Genomic DNA, 16,070 nt, shown 5'->3' on the forward strand with positions numbered 1-16,070 from the left:
GCCTTGCCGGCGATGGGCCGCACAGCGGCCCCGGTTCTCAGTTGCCTTTCACCGCATAATCCGGCCGCTTGTCATTACCAGGAATGAACGGGCTCCACGGCTGTGCCCGCAACGGCTGCTCGGTCTCCCAGACCACATTGAACTGCCCATCGTCCTGGATTTCGCCGATCATCACCGGCTTGTGCAGGTGGTGGTTGGTCTTGTCCATGGTCAGGGTAAAGCCCGACGGCGCCTTGAAGGTCTGCCCGGCGAGGGCTTCGCGGACCTTGTCGACGTCAGTGGACTTGGCCTTCTCCACCGCCTGGGCCCACATGTGGATACCGACGTAGGTGGCTTCCATCGGGTCGTTGGTCACGGCCTTGTCGGCACCCGGCAGGTTCCTGGCCTTGGCGTAGGCTTTCCAGTCGGCGACGAACTGGCTGTTGACCGGGTTCTGCACCGATTCGAAGTAGTTCCACGCCGCCAGGTGCCCCACCAACGGTTTGGTATCGATCCCGCGCAGCTCTTCTTCACCCACGGAGAAGGTCACCACCGGCACGTCGGTAGCTTTCAGGCCCTGATTGGCCAGTTCCTTATAGAACGGCACGTTGGAGTCGCCATTGACCGTGGAGATCACCGCAGTCTTGCCGCCAGCGGAGAATTTCTTGATGTTGGCGACGATGGTTTGATAATCGCTGTGGCCAAACGGGGTGTAGACCTCTTCGATGTCCTTGTCCGCCACGCCCTTGCTGTGCAGGAAAGTGCGCAGGATCTTGTTGGTCGTGCGTGGGTAGACGTAGTCGGTGCCGAGCAGGAAGTAGCGCTTGGCCGCGCCGCCGTCTTCGCTCATCAGGTACTCCACTGCCGGGATCGCCTGCTGGTTCGGTGCGGCGCCAGTGTAGAAAACGTTCGGCGACATTTCCTCGCCTTCATATTGCACCGGGTAAAACAGCAGGCCATTGAGCTCCTCGAACACCGGCAGCACCGATTTACGTGATACCGAGGTCCAGCATCCGAAGACCACTGCGACCTTGTCCTGGGTCAGCAACTGCCTGCCCTTCTCGGCGAACAGCGGCCAGTTCGACGCCGGGTCGACCACTACTGGCTCCAGCAGCTTGCCGTTGACGCCACCCTTGGCGTTGATCTGCTCGATGGTCATCAAGGCCATGTCCTTGAGCGAGGTCTCGGAAATCGCCATGGTCCCGGACAGCGAATGCAGGATGCCGACCTTGATGGTCTCGGCGGCCTGGATGCTCCAGCTAAGGCCCATCGCCGCGATGGACGCGCTGAGGGTGAAGGCCTTAATCAGACTGCGACGCTTCATAGTGCTCTCTCCGTTGAGTTCGAATGTGCGGGTAAGGCAGATGGCGACTTCGGGAGAGAGCTTTAGCAAGGGCTGTGCCGGAACCGCCAAGGGCTCTGGCACGGGCGCTGAGGAGCGAGGAGTCGAATGCTTGCACCGGCCTGGGGCTGAACGGGGGAGGCGGTGCAGCCGGTTGCGCCGCGCTGGTGCGCACCCGGCAGAGAATCAGTTCTGCTGCATCGCCAGCTGCTGGCGATTGCGCCGCACGAGCTGATAGGTCACGGTCAGCAGCAGGAACCACAGCGGCGTGACGATCAATGCCTGACGGGTGTCGCTTTCCAGGCTCAGCAGTACCAGGATGCAGGCGAAGAAGAGCAGACAGGCGTAGCACATCAAGCGCCCACCCGGCATCTTGTACTTCGAGGCCTGGTGCAGGGCCGTGCGGTTTTTGCGGTAGCTCAGGTACGACAGCAGGATCAGGGTCCAGACGAACATGAACAGGATCGCCGACACCGTGGTCACCAGGGTGAAGGCTTCGATCAGGTCGGGAATCACGTACATCAGCGCCGCCCCCAGCAACAGGCAGGTGCAGGAGAAGTACAGGCCGTTGGCCGGCACCTTGCGGTTGGACAGGTGCTCGAAGCTGCGCGGTGCATCGCCTTGCTGGGCCAGGCCGAACAGCATGCGGCTGGTGGAGAACACGCCGCTGTTGGCCGAGGAGGCCGCCGAGGTCAGGACCACGAAGTTGATGATGCTTGCCGCCGCTGGCAGTCCGGCCAGCACAAACAGCTCGACGAACGGGCTCTTGCCCGGCACCACGTCGCGCCACGGAGTTACCACCATGATGGTGATCAGCGCCAGCACGTAGAACACGATGATCCGCACCGGAATCGAATTGATCGCGCGTGGCAGAGTGCGTTCGGGGTTCTTGGCTTCGGCGGCAGTCGTACCCACCAACTCGATACCGACGAAGGCAAACACGGCAATCTGGAAACCGGCGAAGAAGCCCATCAGGCCATGGGGGAACATGCCGTCATCGTTCCACAGGTTGGCCAGGTTGGCGGTACGCCCGGTCGGTGACTCGAAGCCTACCAGCACCATGTACAGGCCGGTGCCGACCAGAGCGAGGATGGCAACGATCTTGATCATGGCGAACCAGAACTCGATCTCGCCGAACATCTTCACCGTGATCAGGTTCAGCGACAGCAGCAGGCCGACGCAGGCCAATGCTGGCGCCCATTGCGGCAGGTCGGGAAACCAGAATTGCGAGTAGGCAGAGATGGCAATGACGTCGGCGATACCGGTGATGATCCAGCAGAACCAGTAGGTCCAGCCAGTGAAATAGCCGGCCCAGGGGCCGAGCAGGTCGGCGGAGAAATCGATGAACGACTTGTATTCCAGGTTCGACAGCAGCAGCTCGCCCATGGCACGCATGACGAAGAACAGCATGAAGCCGATGATCATGTAGACGAAGATGATCGACGGGCCGGCCAGGCTGATGGTCTTGCCCGAACCCATGAACAGCCCGGTACCGATGGCACCACCGATGGCGATCAACTGGATATGGCGGTTGGACAGGCTGCGTTCGAGGTGTTCGTGTTGGTCAGGCGTGGGGTGTTGCGGGGACAGGTTCGCGGTCATAGGCTAGGCATTCCGTTCAGTGCAGTTCTCTTGTGCGCGTTAGGCTAACACGCGCCTTCCTGGCGCAACCGCGACAATACGTCTCAAGACCAAAGCGTGGTTGACGGTGATCAACGCTTGCGCATCAGGCCGATAAAAAACAGGCCGCCGATGGCTGCCGTGGCGATACCGATGGGCAGGTCTTCCGGCGAGATAAGCGTGCGCGCGGCAACATCGACCCAGATCAGGAACAGGCTGCCGAGCAACAGGCACACCGGTAGCAGGCGGGTGTGTTCGGCGCCGACCAGGCGCCGGGCAATGTGCGGCACCATCAGGCCGACAAAGCCGATTGAGCCACTGATCGCCACCAGCACCCCAGTCAGCAGCGAGCAGATCAGGAAGGCCACCAGGCGCACCGAGCGGGCATTCAAGCCGAGGGTCACTGCCGTCTGTTCGCCGGCCATCAGGGCATTGAGCGCGCGGGCCATGCCCAGCAACAGGGTCAAGCCCAGCAGCACACTGATGGCCGGGATCGGCAGCAGCTCCCAGCGTGCCAGGCCCAGGCCTCCGAGCATCCAGAACATCACTGCAGAGCTGGCGCGATGGTCGCCGAGAAACAGCAACAGATTGGCGATTGCCATCATCACAAAGGCCACCGCCACGCCACACAGCAGCAGGCGATCACTGTCCAGGCGGCCATGGCGGCTGGCAATTGCCAGCACCAGCAGCATGCTGCACAGGGCGCCGACAAAGGCCGCCAGCGGTAAGGTCAGCAGGCCGAGCACTTCACCGATGTGCAGCACCACCAGCACCGCGCCGAGCGTGGCGCCGGAGGTTACGCCGAGCAAGTGCGGGTCAGCCAAGGGGTTGCGCGTCACCGCCTGCAACACCGCACCGATCATTGCCAGGCCGCCGCCAACCAGTGCTGCCAGGAGCATGCGCGGTACGCGGATGAGCCAGACGATATGTTCCTGGCCGGTGCTCCAGGCCGGTGTTTCCGGCGCAATGCCGAAGACCTTGAACAGCAGCACACGCCATACCACCTCGACCGGTACCGGCGCAGCGCCAAAGCCCAGGGACACGACGCAGGACACCAGCAGCAGGCCGATCAGGCCGAGCAGCAGCAGACGATAGCGACTCATGCGCCGTGCAGGCCCGCGGCGATGGCTTCGATGGCTTCGACGTTTTCCAGGCTCGGTGTGGCGGCCACGTAGGGGATGACCACGAAGCGCTTGTTACGGATCGCCGATACGGACTGCAAGGCCGGGTGCTGTTCGAGAAAGGCCTGCTTCTGGGCGGCGCTGACTTCGCCGTAGTCGACGATGACAATCACCTCGGGGTTGCGCTCGACCACACTCTCCCAGTTCACCCGGGTCCAGCTGGCGTCGATATCGTCCAGTACGTTGCGGCCACCGGCGGCGTCGATCAGCGCCTGGGGCATGCCCAGGCGGCCGGAGGTCATGGCCCGGTCTTCACCGCTGTCATACAGGAACACCCGTGGGCGCTGCGCGGGCAGATGCTGCTGGACGACGTTGATCCGCTGTTGCATCTGGCTGATCAACTGTTCGGCGCGCGCCTGCACATCGAAGATCCTGCCCAGGTTACGCAAGTCGTTGTAAGTGTCGTCGAGGCTGGCTGCCGGGCGCGTCATGACGAAGGCGCAGGACTCAGTCAGTTCGTAGACCGGGATGTCCAGAGGCGCCAGGGTCTGCGGGGTCAGGTCGCCACCGACGCGCATGCCGTAGTCCCAGCCGGCGAAGAAGAAGTCGACGTTGGCGTTGAGCAGGGTTTCCACCGAGGGGTACTTGCTGGCCAGCTCCGGCAGGCCTTCAAGTTCCTTGCGCAGTTCAGGGGTGACGGCTTTCCAGCCGCTGACGCCGCTGTAGCCGACCATGCGCTGACGCAGGCCGAGAGCAAGCATCATCTGGGTCATGTTGATGTCATGGCTCAGGGCATGTTCGGGGGCCTTGTTGAAGGTCACCTGGCGGTTGCAGCTCTGTACGGTCAAAGGGTACTGGGTCGCCTGGGCGCAGACGCTGGTGCTGGCGAGCAGGCCCAACAGCAGAAGCAGGGTGGATCGAATCATCGCTGGGTTATCCAGGTAAGGCGTGGGTGGTCGGCGAGGGGGTGGCGGTCGATCAGCGCCCGTACACCAAAGACCTCGTGTAACAGTTCGCTGGTGAGCACTTCGCTTGGGCTGCCGCTGGCGACGATACGCCCATGGTCCAGGACATACAGGCGATCACAGAAGGCCGCGGCCAGGTTCAGGTCATGAATACTGGCCAGGGTACCGATGCCCAGACGGCGGACCTGCTGCAAAAGCTCCAGCTGATAGCGCGGATCGAGATGGTTGGTCGGCTCATCGAGAATCAACAGCTGCGGTTGCTGAACCAGGCCCCGGGCGAGGATCACCCGCTGCTTTTCACCGCCCGACAGACTGGCAAAACTGTGGTCGTCGAAACCCTCCAGGCCGACTGCGTGCAGTGCCGTTTTGACCAACCGGCGGTCTTCGTCGTTGTCGCCGTCGAACAGGCCTTTGTGCGGGGTACGGCCCATGGCAACAACTTCCTCGACGTTCAAGCCGAAGGCATCGGGAAACTCCTGCAGAACCACGGCGATACGCTGGGCACACCAGCGTGGCGATTGCCGCCACAGGTCGTGTTCATCCAGGCGCACCCGTCCACGCTCGGGCTTATTGAAGCGATAAGCGCAGCGCAGCAGGCTGGTCTTGCCACTGCCGTTGGGGCCGATCAGACCGACGAATTCCCCCGTCTTGACCTGCAGATCGACCTCGCGCAGCTGGAACTGGTGATGACAATGGCCGTGGCCCAGGGGCGACCAGTGCAGGTCGCTGATACTCAGGGTACTCATGACAGTCCTGTCGAAAGCGGGTGCCTATGTTAGCGGATTTGTCCGGGCCAGCGGTTGTGCATAGCGATCCACCAGCCACACCAGCAACATCGAGCCGCCCACCAGCGGAAAGCAGCGCCGAGCATCAGCATGATCACAGTCGCAGTCTTCCAGCGTGGCAGATCATGACGCAGTGGCGGTACGCCAAGACCGCCCTCGGAACGACGCTTCCACCACATCACCAGGCCGCTGACCGAGCCAAGCAGAATCATCAGGCACACCAACAAAATGATGATCTGATTGAGCGGGCCGAACATCTTGCCCTCATGCAGCATCACCCCAAGCTCAGTTGCGCGAGCAACGTTGTTGTAATCCTGCCAGCGCACATCCACCAGGACCTTGCCGGTGCACTTGCCCCCATAGTGTGCCCGGCATGTTCGGCGTGGGCGCCGGATTGCGGCATGGGCGTGTTTTCCACGGCCCAGGGCACGGTCTGACGGGTTGCGCTGTTTAATTCACGGGCCTGCTGATCGGACGTGGGCACGTCGTTCCACATCGCTGCCGGGAAGCTGTTCCACACATCGGCGTAGTGCTTGCCCCAGAAGCCGGTCCAGGTCATCCCGCTGAGCAGCATCAACAGCAGCAGTGCCGAACCCCAAAAGCCGGTAACGGCATGCAGATCGCGCCATAGCAGGGGGCACGGGCGACCGCTTGCAGGTTGTTTTTTGCGTCCTGCTCACCCAGCAGCTTGCCGTTGTAAGGGTTAATGAATACATTCAGTTCCCCCGCTTGCATCCGTCACCACGAACTGGGCGCTACGGCCGGTAGGTACTGGCTGACCTGGCCCTTGGGGTAAGCCTGGTGCATCTGCTGCAGCAAACTGTCGGCGCTTTGCGTGTGGTGCCCGGCCTCGACCACCATCAAATCGCGGTAGAGCAAGGGATCAAGCTGCGGCTTGAACAGGTAGATGATCCCGGTGATCGCCAGCAGGATCATGATCGGGGCGACGAACAGCCCGGCATAGAAGTGCCAACGCCAGGCCAGGTTGTAGAAGGTGATCGGCGGTTTGCTCATGGTGTGCTCCCATGTTGTCCAGGTAAGGCGCGATCAACGATCGCGCCCAGGGGTTGGATCAGAAACTCAGGTCGACTTTGGTCCAGAGCGTGCGCCCCGGCTCATTGATGGCCTGTGGATCGGTTGCGGGATAGCCAAAGCCGGCATTGCCTGCCAGGTTCAGGTGTTCGGCATAGGCCTTGTCGAACAGGTTGTCGACCCCGGCACTGAGCTTCAGGTGCTGGCTGACCTTGTAGCTGCCATTGAGCGAGAACACCCCGAAGCCCGCGCTTTTTTCATAGTCCTTGCCGACCACGTTGCCGTAGTTCTCGGCGATGCGGTTCTGGGCTGCCACTACCCGCCACAAAGCCCCGGCGCTCCAATCGTCACGGCTGTAGGTCAGGCCCAGGCGGCTCTCCAACGGTGGCATCTGCGGCAGCGCTGTGCCATCACTGCTGTTCTTGCCCCAAGCGTAGGCCAGGGTTGCGTCGGCTTTCCAGTTTGAGGTCAACAGGTAAGCTGCTCCCAGTTCGCCGCCCATGATCCGGGCGTCGATGTTCTGCGCCCGCGAGCGGCTCATGCCCATCATGTTGGTGCGGTAGTCGAACAGGATGTAGTCGCGGATCTGCCCGACGTAGCCTGACGCCCAGGCTTGCAGGTCTTCGCTCTGGTACTGGATGCCGAAGTCCAGCTGAGTGGTTTTCTCAGGTTTGATGCTGTCGAAAGCATTGACCGAACCGGCTGGCCCCGATTTGGGCGAAAACAGCTCCCAGTAATCCGGGAAGCGCTGGGCGTGGCCGAGGCCAATGTAGGTGGTGGCCGGGATTTCGACCAGGTCATGCTCGTAGCGGACAAAGCCGCTGGGCAGGGTGTCAGCGCGGGTATCGCCACTGGTGGCGCTGGTTCCCCGATAGTCCTTGGCCGAGGCGCGGTCCAGGCGCGCACCGGTGATCACGCGGTCCTGCTCGGCCGCATACCAGGTCAGTTCGCCGAACATGCCGTAGTTGTGGAAGTCGGCGTCTTTGGTCCAGGGCATCGCCTTGTGAACATCAATGCCCATGCCGCCTCGTTGGCGGTGCTCGTTGGTCTGTGCGTCGACGCCGGCGATCAATTGCAGCTCGCTCCAGCGCCAGGTGCCCTTGAGCCGGCCACCCATCGTGCGGCGGTCGACGTTGCTGACCATGGGCATCCCCATCATGCCCATGCCCGAGGGCGTGCGCAGGCTGTAGTTGTCCATCACATGGTCGGCGTAGTTGTAGTAGACCTGGGCTTCGAGTTTGTCCCAGACCTCGCCAATGTTGGATTTCTCGAAGCGCAGGCCCAGGCTCTCGCGCTTGAACTGCGAACCGTCCATGCCGCGTCCGGCGTAACGGGCTTCGCCATCGCCCTTGCCGGCAGTGAGTTCCACCAGAGTGTCGGCATCGGGTGTCCAGCCCAGGGCCACATCGCCGTTCCATTTGTCCCAGCGCGACGGCACAGTATCGTCATTGCCGTCCTCGTAGTCGTCCGAGTGCGACTGGTTGCCGACAAAGCGCACATAGCCAAGCGCGTTGCCCGCAGCCGTGTCGAGGACTTTATCGAAGCGCCCATTGGAACCGGCCAGCAAGCTGGCGTTGACCCGGCTGCCGAGCTCGCCGAATTTCTCCGGGTCACGGTCAAAGAGGATGGTCCCGGCGGATGCGCCTGGGCCCCAGATCACGCTTTGTGGGCCCTTGATCACGGTCAGGCGGTCGTAGGTTTCCGGCGAGATGTAGGAGGTGGGGGCGTCCATTCGGTTAGGGCAGGCGCCGAGCATCACACCGCCGTTAGTGAGGATGTTCAGGCGTGAGCCGAACATGCCGCGCAGCACCGGGTCGCCATTGGTGCCGCCCGCGCGGATCGCGGAAAAGCCGGGGATGGTTTTCAGGTAGTCGGCGCCATCGCTGGCCGGCACCGGTTGGCGCGGGTCTTTGGGGTTGGTGACGATGGTCAGGGGTGAGCTGGGGGCGACGGCGGTGATGACCGTCGGGCTCAGCTCGGAATTGTCGTGAGCGTGTTCGTCAACGGGCTGGCTGACGGCCAGAGCGAAGGGGCTGAGCAGGGTGCCGCAGATCACGGCGAGGGTCCCGCGCAGGGACAAACGAAAGACAGCAGTACAGCTGGACATAGTGATTCCAACATCGATCAGTCATGAGGGCGCGCAAAGTCAGCGGCGAGGTGCCGGAGCCTTGAGCGCGGAAGGTGTTTTCAGACGACGATGAAGGACGGTGGGGCGCGGGTTCGGGCGCCGGGGAAAACGGTCTGCCGGGCATGGGCATGGCGGGGCTGGACGATCAAGGTGCCGCTGGCAGGTGCTGCCCCGGTATTGAGCAGGCTCAAGGCCTGGGGTAGTGCCGGGCAGTGGAAGAACAGGCTGCAGTAGCCGCACTTCTCCCAGATCACCTGCAGTGAAGAACTGTTGCCGTGGTGGTTTTCAGCATGGCAATCAGCACTGCTGTCCATGCTTATGTCTGTCGACATGGCACGGTGATCCATCGGCATCGACTGGGAAACCAGTGGGCCGATAAAGATCATCAACATGGCGAACAGGCTCAGCCAGCTGCCGCGAACCCTTCTGGAGTCAGGGCGCGCGGGGCGGGTGAGGCTGCTGCGGGCGATGCTCATGGTGAGCAGCGTTCAGCGGTCAGTGGCTGTGTGTTTCGCCTTCGGGAGCTTGCTTCTGGACCGCGACTTCGACGGTGATATCGCCGGCATTCTTGAAATGCAGGGTCAACGGGAAGTGTTTGCCGTCAGTGAGCAGGCTGCGGTCCTTGGGCTGCATCAGCATCACGTGGTAGGCGCCAGGGGCAAATTTCAGCTCCCCGCCAGCGGGCACTTCGACGCTCTGCACCTGCTGCATCTTCATCAGGCCGTCCTTGTGCATATGCTCGTGCAACTGGGCATCGCCGCTGATCGGGCTGTCGACACTGAGCAGCGTATCGGCGCTCGTGCCGTTGTTGTGTACAACGAAGTAGGCGGCGACGTTAGGCGCGTTGGGCGGCAGCTCCTGCGACCACGGATGGGAGATATGCAGGTCACCCTTGGTGTATTCGTGGGCAGTGGCCAAGGTCGCCGGCAGCAACAGGGCAGCCAGCAGCAGGGCGTTCTTGAACATGGTGATTCTCCAGTCGATTCAGGTTCGCAATAGTGAGCGTAGTGAAATCAGGCCAGAGGGGAGGCGCGCGGGTTCAGCGCCGGCCACAGCTGGCGCGGGGTCGGCTGGTTGGCAGTGAGCAGTACTTTGGGAGGAGCAAAGTCCTGGGCAGGCAGCAGCAACCGCGGTGGATGCCCTGGCAGTGCCAACAGGGGCGCGGCCCCGGAACAGCACCAGCAATGCTGCATGGTCGAGTGATCATCGTTCTGCTGGCCGCCATCAGGCGGGCTCAGGGAAATGGCGATCAGCTTGGTGCCGCCAGTGGAGCAGAACGCCCCCCAGAGCAACTGTTCGCTCTGGCTTTTCGGCGCGGCAGCAGACAACGGCATGGCCAGCAGATTGAACAGCACTGCAAAGCAGGCGATCCAAGCATGGGCAAGCCGATGTGAAGGCATGGAGAGATCCGGTCAGGATTCGAGTGGTGGCTATTTAGCCAGAGTTGGAAGTATATGTAAAAAAGCCGGGCATGCGATGAAGTGTCGCAGAGGCCCGGTTTTTGACTGGAACTGAGGGTCAAACGGCCTTGTTACGGCCCATCAATCCACGAACGGTTTCCTGCAGGTCGGCCGGGAGCACCACGACCTTGGCGTTGCCGCTGCCGGCCAGGTTTTCCATTGCACCGATGTAGCGCTCGCCCAGCAGGTACATCGCTGGTGTGATCTCGTTGCCTACGGCGTCCCTGACCAGGGTGATCGAGCGGGCCGAGGCTTCGGCCAGGTTGATTTGTGCCTCTGCATCGAGCTTGGCCGATTGCAGGCGTGCTTCGGCTTCGAGAATGGCGGCCTGCTTGGCACCTTCGGCGCGGGTGACGTCGGCTTTGCGCTCACGCTCGGCAGCGGCCTGGCGTTCCATGGCGGCCTGCATGTTTTCCGATGGCTTGATGTCCTGGATCTCGACCGAGCGTACAGTCACGCCCCAGTCCTCGGTCTGTTCCGACATCGCTTCGCGCAGACGGGCCTTGATCTGCTCGCGGCTGGAGAGTGCTTCGTCCAAGTCCATGGCGCCGACAATGGCGCGCAGCGAAGTCATGGTCAGACTGGTGACGGCATAGGCGAAATCCTGCACCCCATAGGCGGCCTTCTGCGGATCGACGACCTTGGCGAAACACAGCGCGTTGGCGACGATGACCGCGTTGTCGCGGGTGATGATTTCCTGTTGCTGCACGTCGAGGATCATGTCCTTGGTCGGTAGGCGATAGGCGACCACGTCCATGTAGGGAATGACGATGTTCAGGCCGGGTTTGAGGGTGGCGTGGTAGCGACCCAGACGCTCGACGATCCACTCCTCGCCCTGGGGCACAATGCGCACCCCCTTGAACAGGGTGATGATGACGAAGGCGGCGAGGGTACCGGCGATGATGAGACTGGTCATGAGTCAAGCTTTCCTTCTGCTGATCAAGCCCGGGTAACCCGGGCAGTATTGCCTTCGATGGCAGTGATGCGTACACGCTCGCCCGAGGGGATTTCGGCATCGGCAACGCAGACCCATTCCTCGTTGCCGAGGATAGGCTTCTGGAATCGCACACGGCCCTTCTGGAACTCCGAGACCGCCGCGGTGAGCAGGCCGACCTCACCGATCACGTTGTCGGCGGTCCAGCGGGTGTCCGGTTTCTTCTTGCGAAACACCTTGAACCACAGCAGCGTGGTGATGGACGAGAGCGCCACCCAGAGCAGGACCTGCATGTCGAGCTGCAGGCTTGGTGCCAGGTAGGCGATGAACGACACCAGCACAGCGCCGATGCCGAACCAGAGAATGAAGAAGGTCGGCAGAACGAGTTCGAGCACAATCAGGCCGAATCCGAACACCAGCCAGATCCACCATTGCATTTCCATATGGGCGAATTCTTCCAGGAGAGAAGAGGGCAGTGTAAGACAGGGGTGGCTGGTGGGCTATTCAGAAAGTTCTGAAACAGTAGTGGGGCTGCATTGAAAACTTCAGATTTCCTGCCTTTAGGAACTATCCTACGGACGCTGCCGCCTTTTCTCTGTTGTAGGAGAGATTCATCAGGGCTAGTTTCCTCAGGTCGTCCATTGGCGACCGGGCGTGAGAACCCGATGATGTGTGAGTGGTAGTCATGTTATGGCAGCTGTGCGCGGGCAGGCTTCGGTCTGGCCGAGTCCTCACATCCTCGGTTTCTCACCCCGCGTATGGCTGCCACCCTTTTCCCGTGAGAAGGATCAGGTGGCGGTTCCTGAGAATGATGTGAGGATAACGCCATGAAAAAGCTCGTCCCCGATCCACCTCCCCACCAGATCATCACCACCCCGTACTTCAGCATCCACAGCAACTTGATCCCCACCGACTCTCTGGCCTATGCCAGCGAACTGCTGCGCGGCATTTCCGAGACCACCGACGAATACTGTCGGGGCCGTGCCCTCGAACCCGGCCAGGGCATGCTGGTGAATGTGCTGCATTCGGCGGAATGTGCCAGGGCCTTGGTCGAGCATGCGCTAATGCAACTGGAGTCCGGCAACGGTCAGGGGGCGAAAGCATGAGCGAGGATGAGCAAGCCAAGGCGGGCAAGACACCGGGTGTCGCTGGGTTCATCAGCAGCAAAAAACCACCTATGGACCTTTTTACGGTAGCTCCTGACATCCCCTGCGACTATGCGCTGGAGCAGGCCCCGATAGTGTTGAAGTGCGCGCACAAGCTGATTTTGTCAGGTGTTCTGGAAGAAGACGGCGACTGTCTCTGGGCAGCTTACTACTTGAGTGGGTTTGCCAAGGCGCTTATCGATGACGTTGAACTTGGCCGACAGAGGCCTACCCTAATGCCTTGATTGGATGTGTGGCTTCCACGCATCTGCCGGAATTTGCTACCGGCGCAGGCGGAAAAAAGGCGAGTCCATGGGCTCGCCTTTTTCGTCGCTGTGAATTTTTAGCTTTGCGATAATTTAATCAAGCCAAGGCCGATGAACATCCAGGCCATGCCAATAATTATCAGCCAGGTAGCCACCAGTAATCGCCTGCGCAACGCGGGAGGGAAGTTACGTAAGTCATCTGCATCGAACATCCCCAACCGAACACTGGTTTTGGGATAGAGCAACGCTCCGCAGATTGTACCGAGCAGGTAGCAGCGTGACGTCAACCGGGTCACTCCAAAAAAAGGGACCTGTTGTTTAACCCAAAGACTGTTTTGAAGACTCGCAATCATGAGTTCAAAGTCACGGCTCCAAGCCATATAGGTGCTCATTGCTACGCCTAACAAACTGAAAACAAAAGGGGCGAACAGGAAAGTCAAGCGTAATCCCGGATGCCACGAAAGATAGAAGTCAGGTGTCATTTCTCAGTCCAGTTGTAAAGTTCCTCTCCCATGAGCTCCCCTGTCTTGCCCCCTCCGACACCACCTGCAATTGATCCCCCGCCTACTAGAACAATTCCGCATACAGCTCCCCCCACTAGGGCTGTGGCCGCTGCTACAGCACCACAGGCGAAAACAGCAGCATGGGTTCCGGCGAAGGCGCCAGCCGCTCCGCCAGCCAAGCCCCCGGAAAAACTCCCAGCTTCGGTAAAGCGGATTCTCTTGCACGCCTCAGTTTCCCCAGCCCGACATACCTCCTGCACCTTGAGCACTGAAGCACTGCCACCTAGCGCAATCCCGACATATCCCCCGTACTTAAGGTATTTCGCTGTCTTGGCCACCTGGTCCAGATGCGTGGCATAACCCGGAATCTCACCCGGCGCACCGGCGCGGCTCCAGTGGTGCACCAGGCTTTTAGTTGAGATTCCGAGATCACGACGCAAGCTGTCGTAGCCGCCCAGATTCAATTGTTTGCTGAGAAACGCGCTCTTCAACTGAGCATCTAGCTGGCGGTACAACTGCTGACGTGAGGCGAAGAACTCCGGGCTATTCAGGTGCCCATAAGTGCTGAACATGCGTTGGTGCAGTTGCTCAAGCGCACGCAAGCTGCCTTGGACCTGCCGTAACCCCTGGTCGAGCATATCTTTACCAACCCCCATCGACAGGCTCGCACCACTGAGCAACCCGGCAATCTCACCTTGGTAGCGGACCATGAAATTGGCCTCTTCCTCGTTGAGTGGCGCCAAAGCCTCACGGACCTGAGCGGCAGCAGCCATCAATTGAGCCTCTTCTCGCGTGCAGGCCGTGTCGTTGTTCAGATCGCCCATGACGAACAACTCGCCCGCCTTGAAGCCCTGAGCAAAGGTGGGATTGAGCCGGTGTAGCCGAGCCGACAAGTAGCGGCTGTCACTGCCTAACTGGGCCAGCACCTGCTGGCCGGACATGCTGCGCGGCACCACATAAAAGCCAGGCTCCAGTGTTCCCGGCGCGGCGGACGTGGCCGGCATCGGGCGGGCCGAGGAAGCGAAGCTGGATGTGGTCGTCGACGAAGACGCATTGCGGGCCTGAGGGCTTGGCTCGGAATAGCCGCCGGAGGTGCGCGTACCCGGAGACCCCCTGCCGCCCAAGGGCGCTAACAGCCGGTTTCTGCCGGGCGGACAGCCGCAGTTGATCTGCGCACCATCAACGGCAATCGGTACTCCGTTAACCTTCCAGGCCGGATAGCCTTCGGCAATAACCCCAGCCCGACCGCACTGCGGACAGGGCGTGGTGGCGTCTCCCAGACGCAGGTGGCCGACCCCGTTCTGGGTGTGAGCGGCCTGACTGCTGAGGCAGGTGGCTCCGGTGGTGGTCTGGTCGCCATGCAACCCGGCGCCACGGCCATTCATGTTCATACGCTTGGCCATGCACTGATTCCTTGAGCAAGTGGAGCCCGGAACCTAGCACGGCATTTACAGGCAAAACTCAGTAGAAAACGATACGGAAATGTCCTACGCCACTCTCGGAATTAATTGTCAGTCCTGACGGATTGATGCAAGAAAATCCCCTGAGAAAAGACAGGCTTGTGTCTGCTGATGTCTTCTTGCCCCCCAATCGTGATGGGCAGGAGCGGACCCGAATACGGATTCATTGCGTTTAGGCGCGGCTGAATTCACTGCTGTTGCTGTCGAGCATGAATTTGAGAGTCAGAACCCTTCAGGCTCCTGATCAGATGACTGCTCCGGCGAGGCCATGAAATCCGGGCTTACGCACTCACCCTCGAACCAGCTGCCCCACTCTTCACCCGCGGGTGAAATGATTCGAGTGCGACCGATGGCGACAACATCCACACGCGTGACAGTCCTTGGGTAATGCGACAGATTGTGGCAAGCGGATGAGCTGGCCGCGGTTGCTTTTGAAGACTGAACCTTGATCCATGCATGGCCTCCTTGGAAGCGTAAATGTACGTCTGAGGCTATGCCGAGCGAGATATATGTCAAAGGTATAAACGTTACAGGTTGAGTGCTGTGACTATCTCACCAACAGCAAAGAACTCCCTATCCACCACCGGCAACTCAGGCCGCTTCAAAACCAGCACTGGCAGACCACGCTCCCGCGCAACTTCGAGCTTGGGTTCAGTAGCACCGCTGCCACTGTTCTTGCTGATCAACACATCTATCTGCCGACGCTCGAACAACGCACGTTCGTCTTCGAGGTGAAACGGCCCGCGTGCACCGATGACTTCGCAACGCTCATTGCCCGGACAGGCTTCCAGAGCACGCAAGGTCCAGAACTGCTGCGCCGGGATTTCGTGGAGATGCTGCAAGGGCTCGCGACCAAGGGTGAACAGCGGGCGCCGAAACGGCCGCAGCGCTTCGATCAATTCAGCCCAGTCAGCCACTTCGCGCCAGTCATCTGCGGCTTGCGCCTGCCAGGCCGGCCGTCGCAGGGCCCAGCAGGGGATGCCGGTGAGCCGTGCGGCGCGGGCTGCGTTGGCGCTGATCTGTGCGGCATAGGGGTGGGTGGCGTCGATCAACAGGTCGATGTTTTCGGTGAGCAGATAGGCGGCCAAGCCCTCGCCCCCACCAAAACCGCCAACCCGCACCTGGCAACTCAAGTCACTGGGCACCCGGCCAATCCCGGCCAGGCTGTAGACATGCGCAGGGCCCAGGGTACGGGCAATGGCCAATGCCTCGGTGACGCCGCCGAGCAGCAAGATACGTCTCATACGGTCGCTTACCTCTCGGTGGGAGCGGGCTTGCCCCGCGATTGCGTGTTTCCAGTCACATAGTATCGCGAGGCAAGCTCGCTCCC

The 16,070-nt window shown here is 61.1% G+C and carries 16 protein-coding genes and 2 pseudogenes; 2 read left to right on the plus strand and 16 right to left on the minus strand.

The features are described 5' to 3' along the window. Positions 1-37 precede the first annotated feature (37 nt). The 12 genes and pseudogenes from urtA to ACRESH_RS02295 form a co-directional block, all read right to left on the minus strand. Positions 38-1,303: an urea ABC transporter substrate-binding protein gene (urtA, locus tag ACRESH_RS02240; RefSeq protein WP_431740396.1), complete on the minus strand. Its 1,266-nt coding sequence runs from the start codon at positions 1,301-1,303 to the stop codon at positions 38-40. Positions 1,304-1,507: 204 nt separating this feature from the next. Then, complete coding sequence (cycA, locus tag ACRESH_RS02245; protein ID WP_431740397.1) at positions 1,508-2,923, minus strand: D-serine/D-alanine/glycine transporter; 1,416 nt, start codon at positions 2,921-2,923, stop codon at positions 1,508-1,510. 110 nt (positions 2,924-3,033) lie between these two features. After that, the gene (locus ACRESH_RS02250; protein ID WP_431740398.1) at positions 3,034-4,044 is read right to left on the minus strand and encodes a FecCD family ABC transporter permease; all 1,011 of its coding nucleotides are present in this window, start codon (positions 4,042-4,044) and stop codon (positions 3,034-3,036) included. Continuing rightward, positions 4,041-4,988 (minus strand): ABC transporter substrate-binding protein, encoded by a 948-nt coding sequence (locus ACRESH_RS02255; RefSeq protein ID WP_431740399.1) that lies wholly within the window; start codon positions 4,986-4,988, stop codon positions 4,041-4,043. Before ACRESH_RS02255 ends, ACRESH_RS02250 begins: the two co-directional genes overlap by 4 nt. Further along, positions 4,985-5,773, minus strand: a complete 789-nt coding sequence (locus ACRESH_RS02260) for an ABC transporter ATP-binding protein (protein WP_431740400.1) — start codon at positions 5,771-5,773, stop codon at positions 4,985-4,987. Before ACRESH_RS02260 ends, ACRESH_RS02255 begins: the two co-directional genes overlap by 4 nt. A 24-nt stretch (positions 5,774-5,797) precedes the next feature. Further along, positions 5,798-6,826: pseudogene (locus tag ACRESH_RS02265) on the minus strand (PepSY-associated TM helix domain-containing protein). A gap of 58 nt (positions 6,827-6,884) precedes the next feature. Continuing rightward, positions 6,885-8,951 (minus strand): TonB-dependent copper receptor, encoded by a 2,067-nt coding sequence (locus ACRESH_RS02270; RefSeq protein WP_431740401.1) that lies wholly within the window; start codon positions 8,949-8,951, stop codon positions 6,885-6,887. Between the two features lie 80 nt (positions 8,952-9,031). Beyond that, positions 9,032-9,448: a DUF2946 domain-containing protein gene (locus ACRESH_RS02275; protein ID WP_431740402.1), complete on the minus strand. Its 417-nt coding sequence runs from the start codon at positions 9,446-9,448 to the stop codon at positions 9,032-9,034. A gap of 19 nt (positions 9,449-9,467) precedes the next feature. Beyond that, complete coding sequence (locus ACRESH_RS02280; RefSeq protein ID WP_431740403.1) at positions 9,468-9,938, minus strand: copper chaperone PCu(A)C; 471 nt, start codon at positions 9,936-9,938, stop codon at positions 9,468-9,470. A 47-nt stretch (positions 9,939-9,985) separates the two neighbouring features. After that, a complete protein-coding gene (locus ACRESH_RS02285; RefSeq protein WP_431740404.1) occupies positions 9,986-10,372 on the minus strand; it encodes a DUF2946 domain-containing protein in 387 nt (128 codons plus the stop codon). Between the two features lie 118 nt (positions 10,373-10,490). Continuing rightward, positions 10,491-11,348 (minus strand): SPFH domain-containing protein, encoded by an 858-nt coding sequence (locus tag ACRESH_RS02290; protein ID WP_431740405.1) that lies wholly within the window; start codon positions 11,346-11,348, stop codon positions 10,491-10,493. A 23-nt stretch (positions 11,349-11,371) separates the two neighbouring features. Continuing rightward, complete coding sequence (locus ACRESH_RS02295; RefSeq protein ID WP_431740406.1) at positions 11,372-11,809, minus strand: NfeD family protein; 438 nt, start codon at positions 11,807-11,809, stop codon at positions 11,372-11,374. A 384-nt stretch (positions 11,810-12,193) separates the two neighbouring features. Between ACRESH_RS02295 and ACRESH_RS02300 the strand changes: the two genes are divergently transcribed. Both ACRESH_RS02300 and ACRESH_RS02305 read left to right on the plus strand, forming a co-directional pair. Next, positions 12,194-12,472, plus strand: a complete 279-nt coding sequence (locus ACRESH_RS02300) for a hypothetical protein (protein ID WP_431740407.1) — start codon at positions 12,194-12,196, stop codon at positions 12,470-12,472. After that, on the plus strand, positions 12,469-12,756 hold the full coding sequence (locus tag ACRESH_RS02305) for a DUF3077 domain-containing protein (protein WP_431740408.1): 288 nt from the start codon (positions 12,469-12,471) through the stop codon (positions 12,754-12,756). Before ACRESH_RS02300 ends, ACRESH_RS02305 begins: the two co-directional genes overlap by 4 nt. Before the next feature lie 98 nt (positions 12,757-12,854). Here the strand turns inward: ACRESH_RS02305 and ACRESH_RS02310 are convergent, their stop codons facing one another. From ACRESH_RS02310 to ACRESH_RS02325, 4 genes and pseudogenes are all read right to left on the minus strand, one after another. Beyond that, the gene (locus ACRESH_RS02310; protein ID WP_431740409.1) at positions 12,855-13,259 is read right to left on the minus strand and encodes a hypothetical protein; all 405 of its coding nucleotides are present in this window, start codon (positions 13,257-13,259) and stop codon (positions 12,855-12,857) included. Then, positions 13,256-14,683 (minus strand): PAAR domain-containing protein, encoded by a 1,428-nt coding sequence (locus ACRESH_RS02315; protein ID WP_431740410.1) that lies wholly within the window; start codon positions 14,681-14,683, stop codon positions 13,256-13,258. Before ACRESH_RS02315 ends, ACRESH_RS02310 begins: the two co-directional genes overlap by 4 nt. A gap of 279 nt (positions 14,684-14,962) precedes the next feature. Then, positions 14,963-15,194: pseudogene (vapB, locus tag ACRESH_RS02320) on the minus strand (type II toxin-antitoxin system VapB family antitoxin). Positions 15,195-15,267: 73 nt separating this feature from the next. Next, positions 15,268-15,984, minus strand: a complete 717-nt coding sequence (locus ACRESH_RS02325) for a cobalt-precorrin-6A reductase (RefSeq protein WP_431740411.1) — start codon at positions 15,982-15,984, stop codon at positions 15,268-15,270. Between the last annotated feature and the right edge of the window lie 86 nt (positions 15,985-16,070).

The organism is Pseudomonas sp. (assembly GCF_050739775.1).
Classification (GTDB): Bacteria; Pseudomonadota; Gammaproteobacteria; order Pseudomonadales; family Pseudomonadaceae; genus Aquipseudomonas.

Coding starts and splice junctions, on each gene's coding strand:
- urtA (WP_431740396.1), bottom strand. CDS start 1,303: ATGAAGCGTCGCAGTCTGATTAAGGCCTTCACCCTCAGCGCGTCCATC.
- cycA (WP_431740397.1), bottom strand. CDS start 2,923: ATGACCGCGAACCTGTCCCCGCAACACCCCACGCCTGACCAACACGAA.
- ACRESH_RS02250 (WP_431740398.1), bottom strand. CDS start 4,044: ATGAGTCGCTATCGTCTGCTGCTGCTCGGCCTGATCGGCCTGCTGCTG.
- ACRESH_RS02255 (WP_431740399.1), bottom strand. CDS start 4,988: ATGATTCGATCCACCCTGCTTCTGCTGTTGGGCCTGCTCGCCAGCACC.
- ACRESH_RS02260 (WP_431740400.1), bottom strand. CDS start 5,773: ATGAGTACCCTGAGTATCAGCGACCTGCACTGGTCGCCCCTGGGCCAC.
- ACRESH_RS02270 (WP_431740401.1), bottom strand. CDS start 8,951: ATGTCCAGCTGTACTGCTGTCTTTCGTTTGTCCCTGCGCGGGACCCTC.
- ACRESH_RS02275 (WP_431740402.1), bottom strand. CDS start 9,448: ATGAGCATCGCCCGCAGCAGCCTCACCCGCCCCGCGCGCCCTGACTCC.
- ACRESH_RS02280 (WP_431740403.1), bottom strand. CDS start 9,938: ATGTTCAAGAACGCCCTGCTGCTGGCTGCCCTGTTGCTGCCGGCGACC.
- ACRESH_RS02285 (WP_431740404.1), bottom strand. CDS start 10,372: ATGCCTTCACATCGGCTTGCCCATGCTTGGATCGCCTGCTTTGCAGTG.
- ACRESH_RS02290 (WP_431740405.1), bottom strand. CDS start 11,348: ATGACCAGTCTCATCATCGCCGGTACCCTCGCCGCCTTCGTCATCATC.
- ACRESH_RS02295 (WP_431740406.1), bottom strand. CDS start 11,809: ATGGAAATGCAATGGTGGATCTGGCTGGTGTTCGGATTCGGCCTGATT.
- ACRESH_RS02300 (WP_431740407.1), top strand. CDS start 12,194: ATGAAAAAGCTCGTCCCCGATCCACCTCCCCACCAGATCATCACCACC.
- ACRESH_RS02305 (WP_431740408.1), top strand. CDS start 12,469: ATGAGCGAGGATGAGCAAGCCAAGGCGGGCAAGACACCGGGTGTCGCT.
- ACRESH_RS02310 (WP_431740409.1), bottom strand. CDS start 13,259: ATGACACCTGACTTCTATCTTTCGTGGCATCCGGGATTACGCTTGACT.
- ACRESH_RS02315 (WP_431740410.1), bottom strand. CDS start 14,683: ATGGCCAAGCGTATGAACATGAATGGCCGTGGCGCCGGGTTGCATGGC.
- ACRESH_RS02325 (WP_431740411.1), bottom strand. CDS start 15,984: ATGAGACGTATCTTGCTGCTCGGCGGCGTCACCGAGGCATTGGCCATT.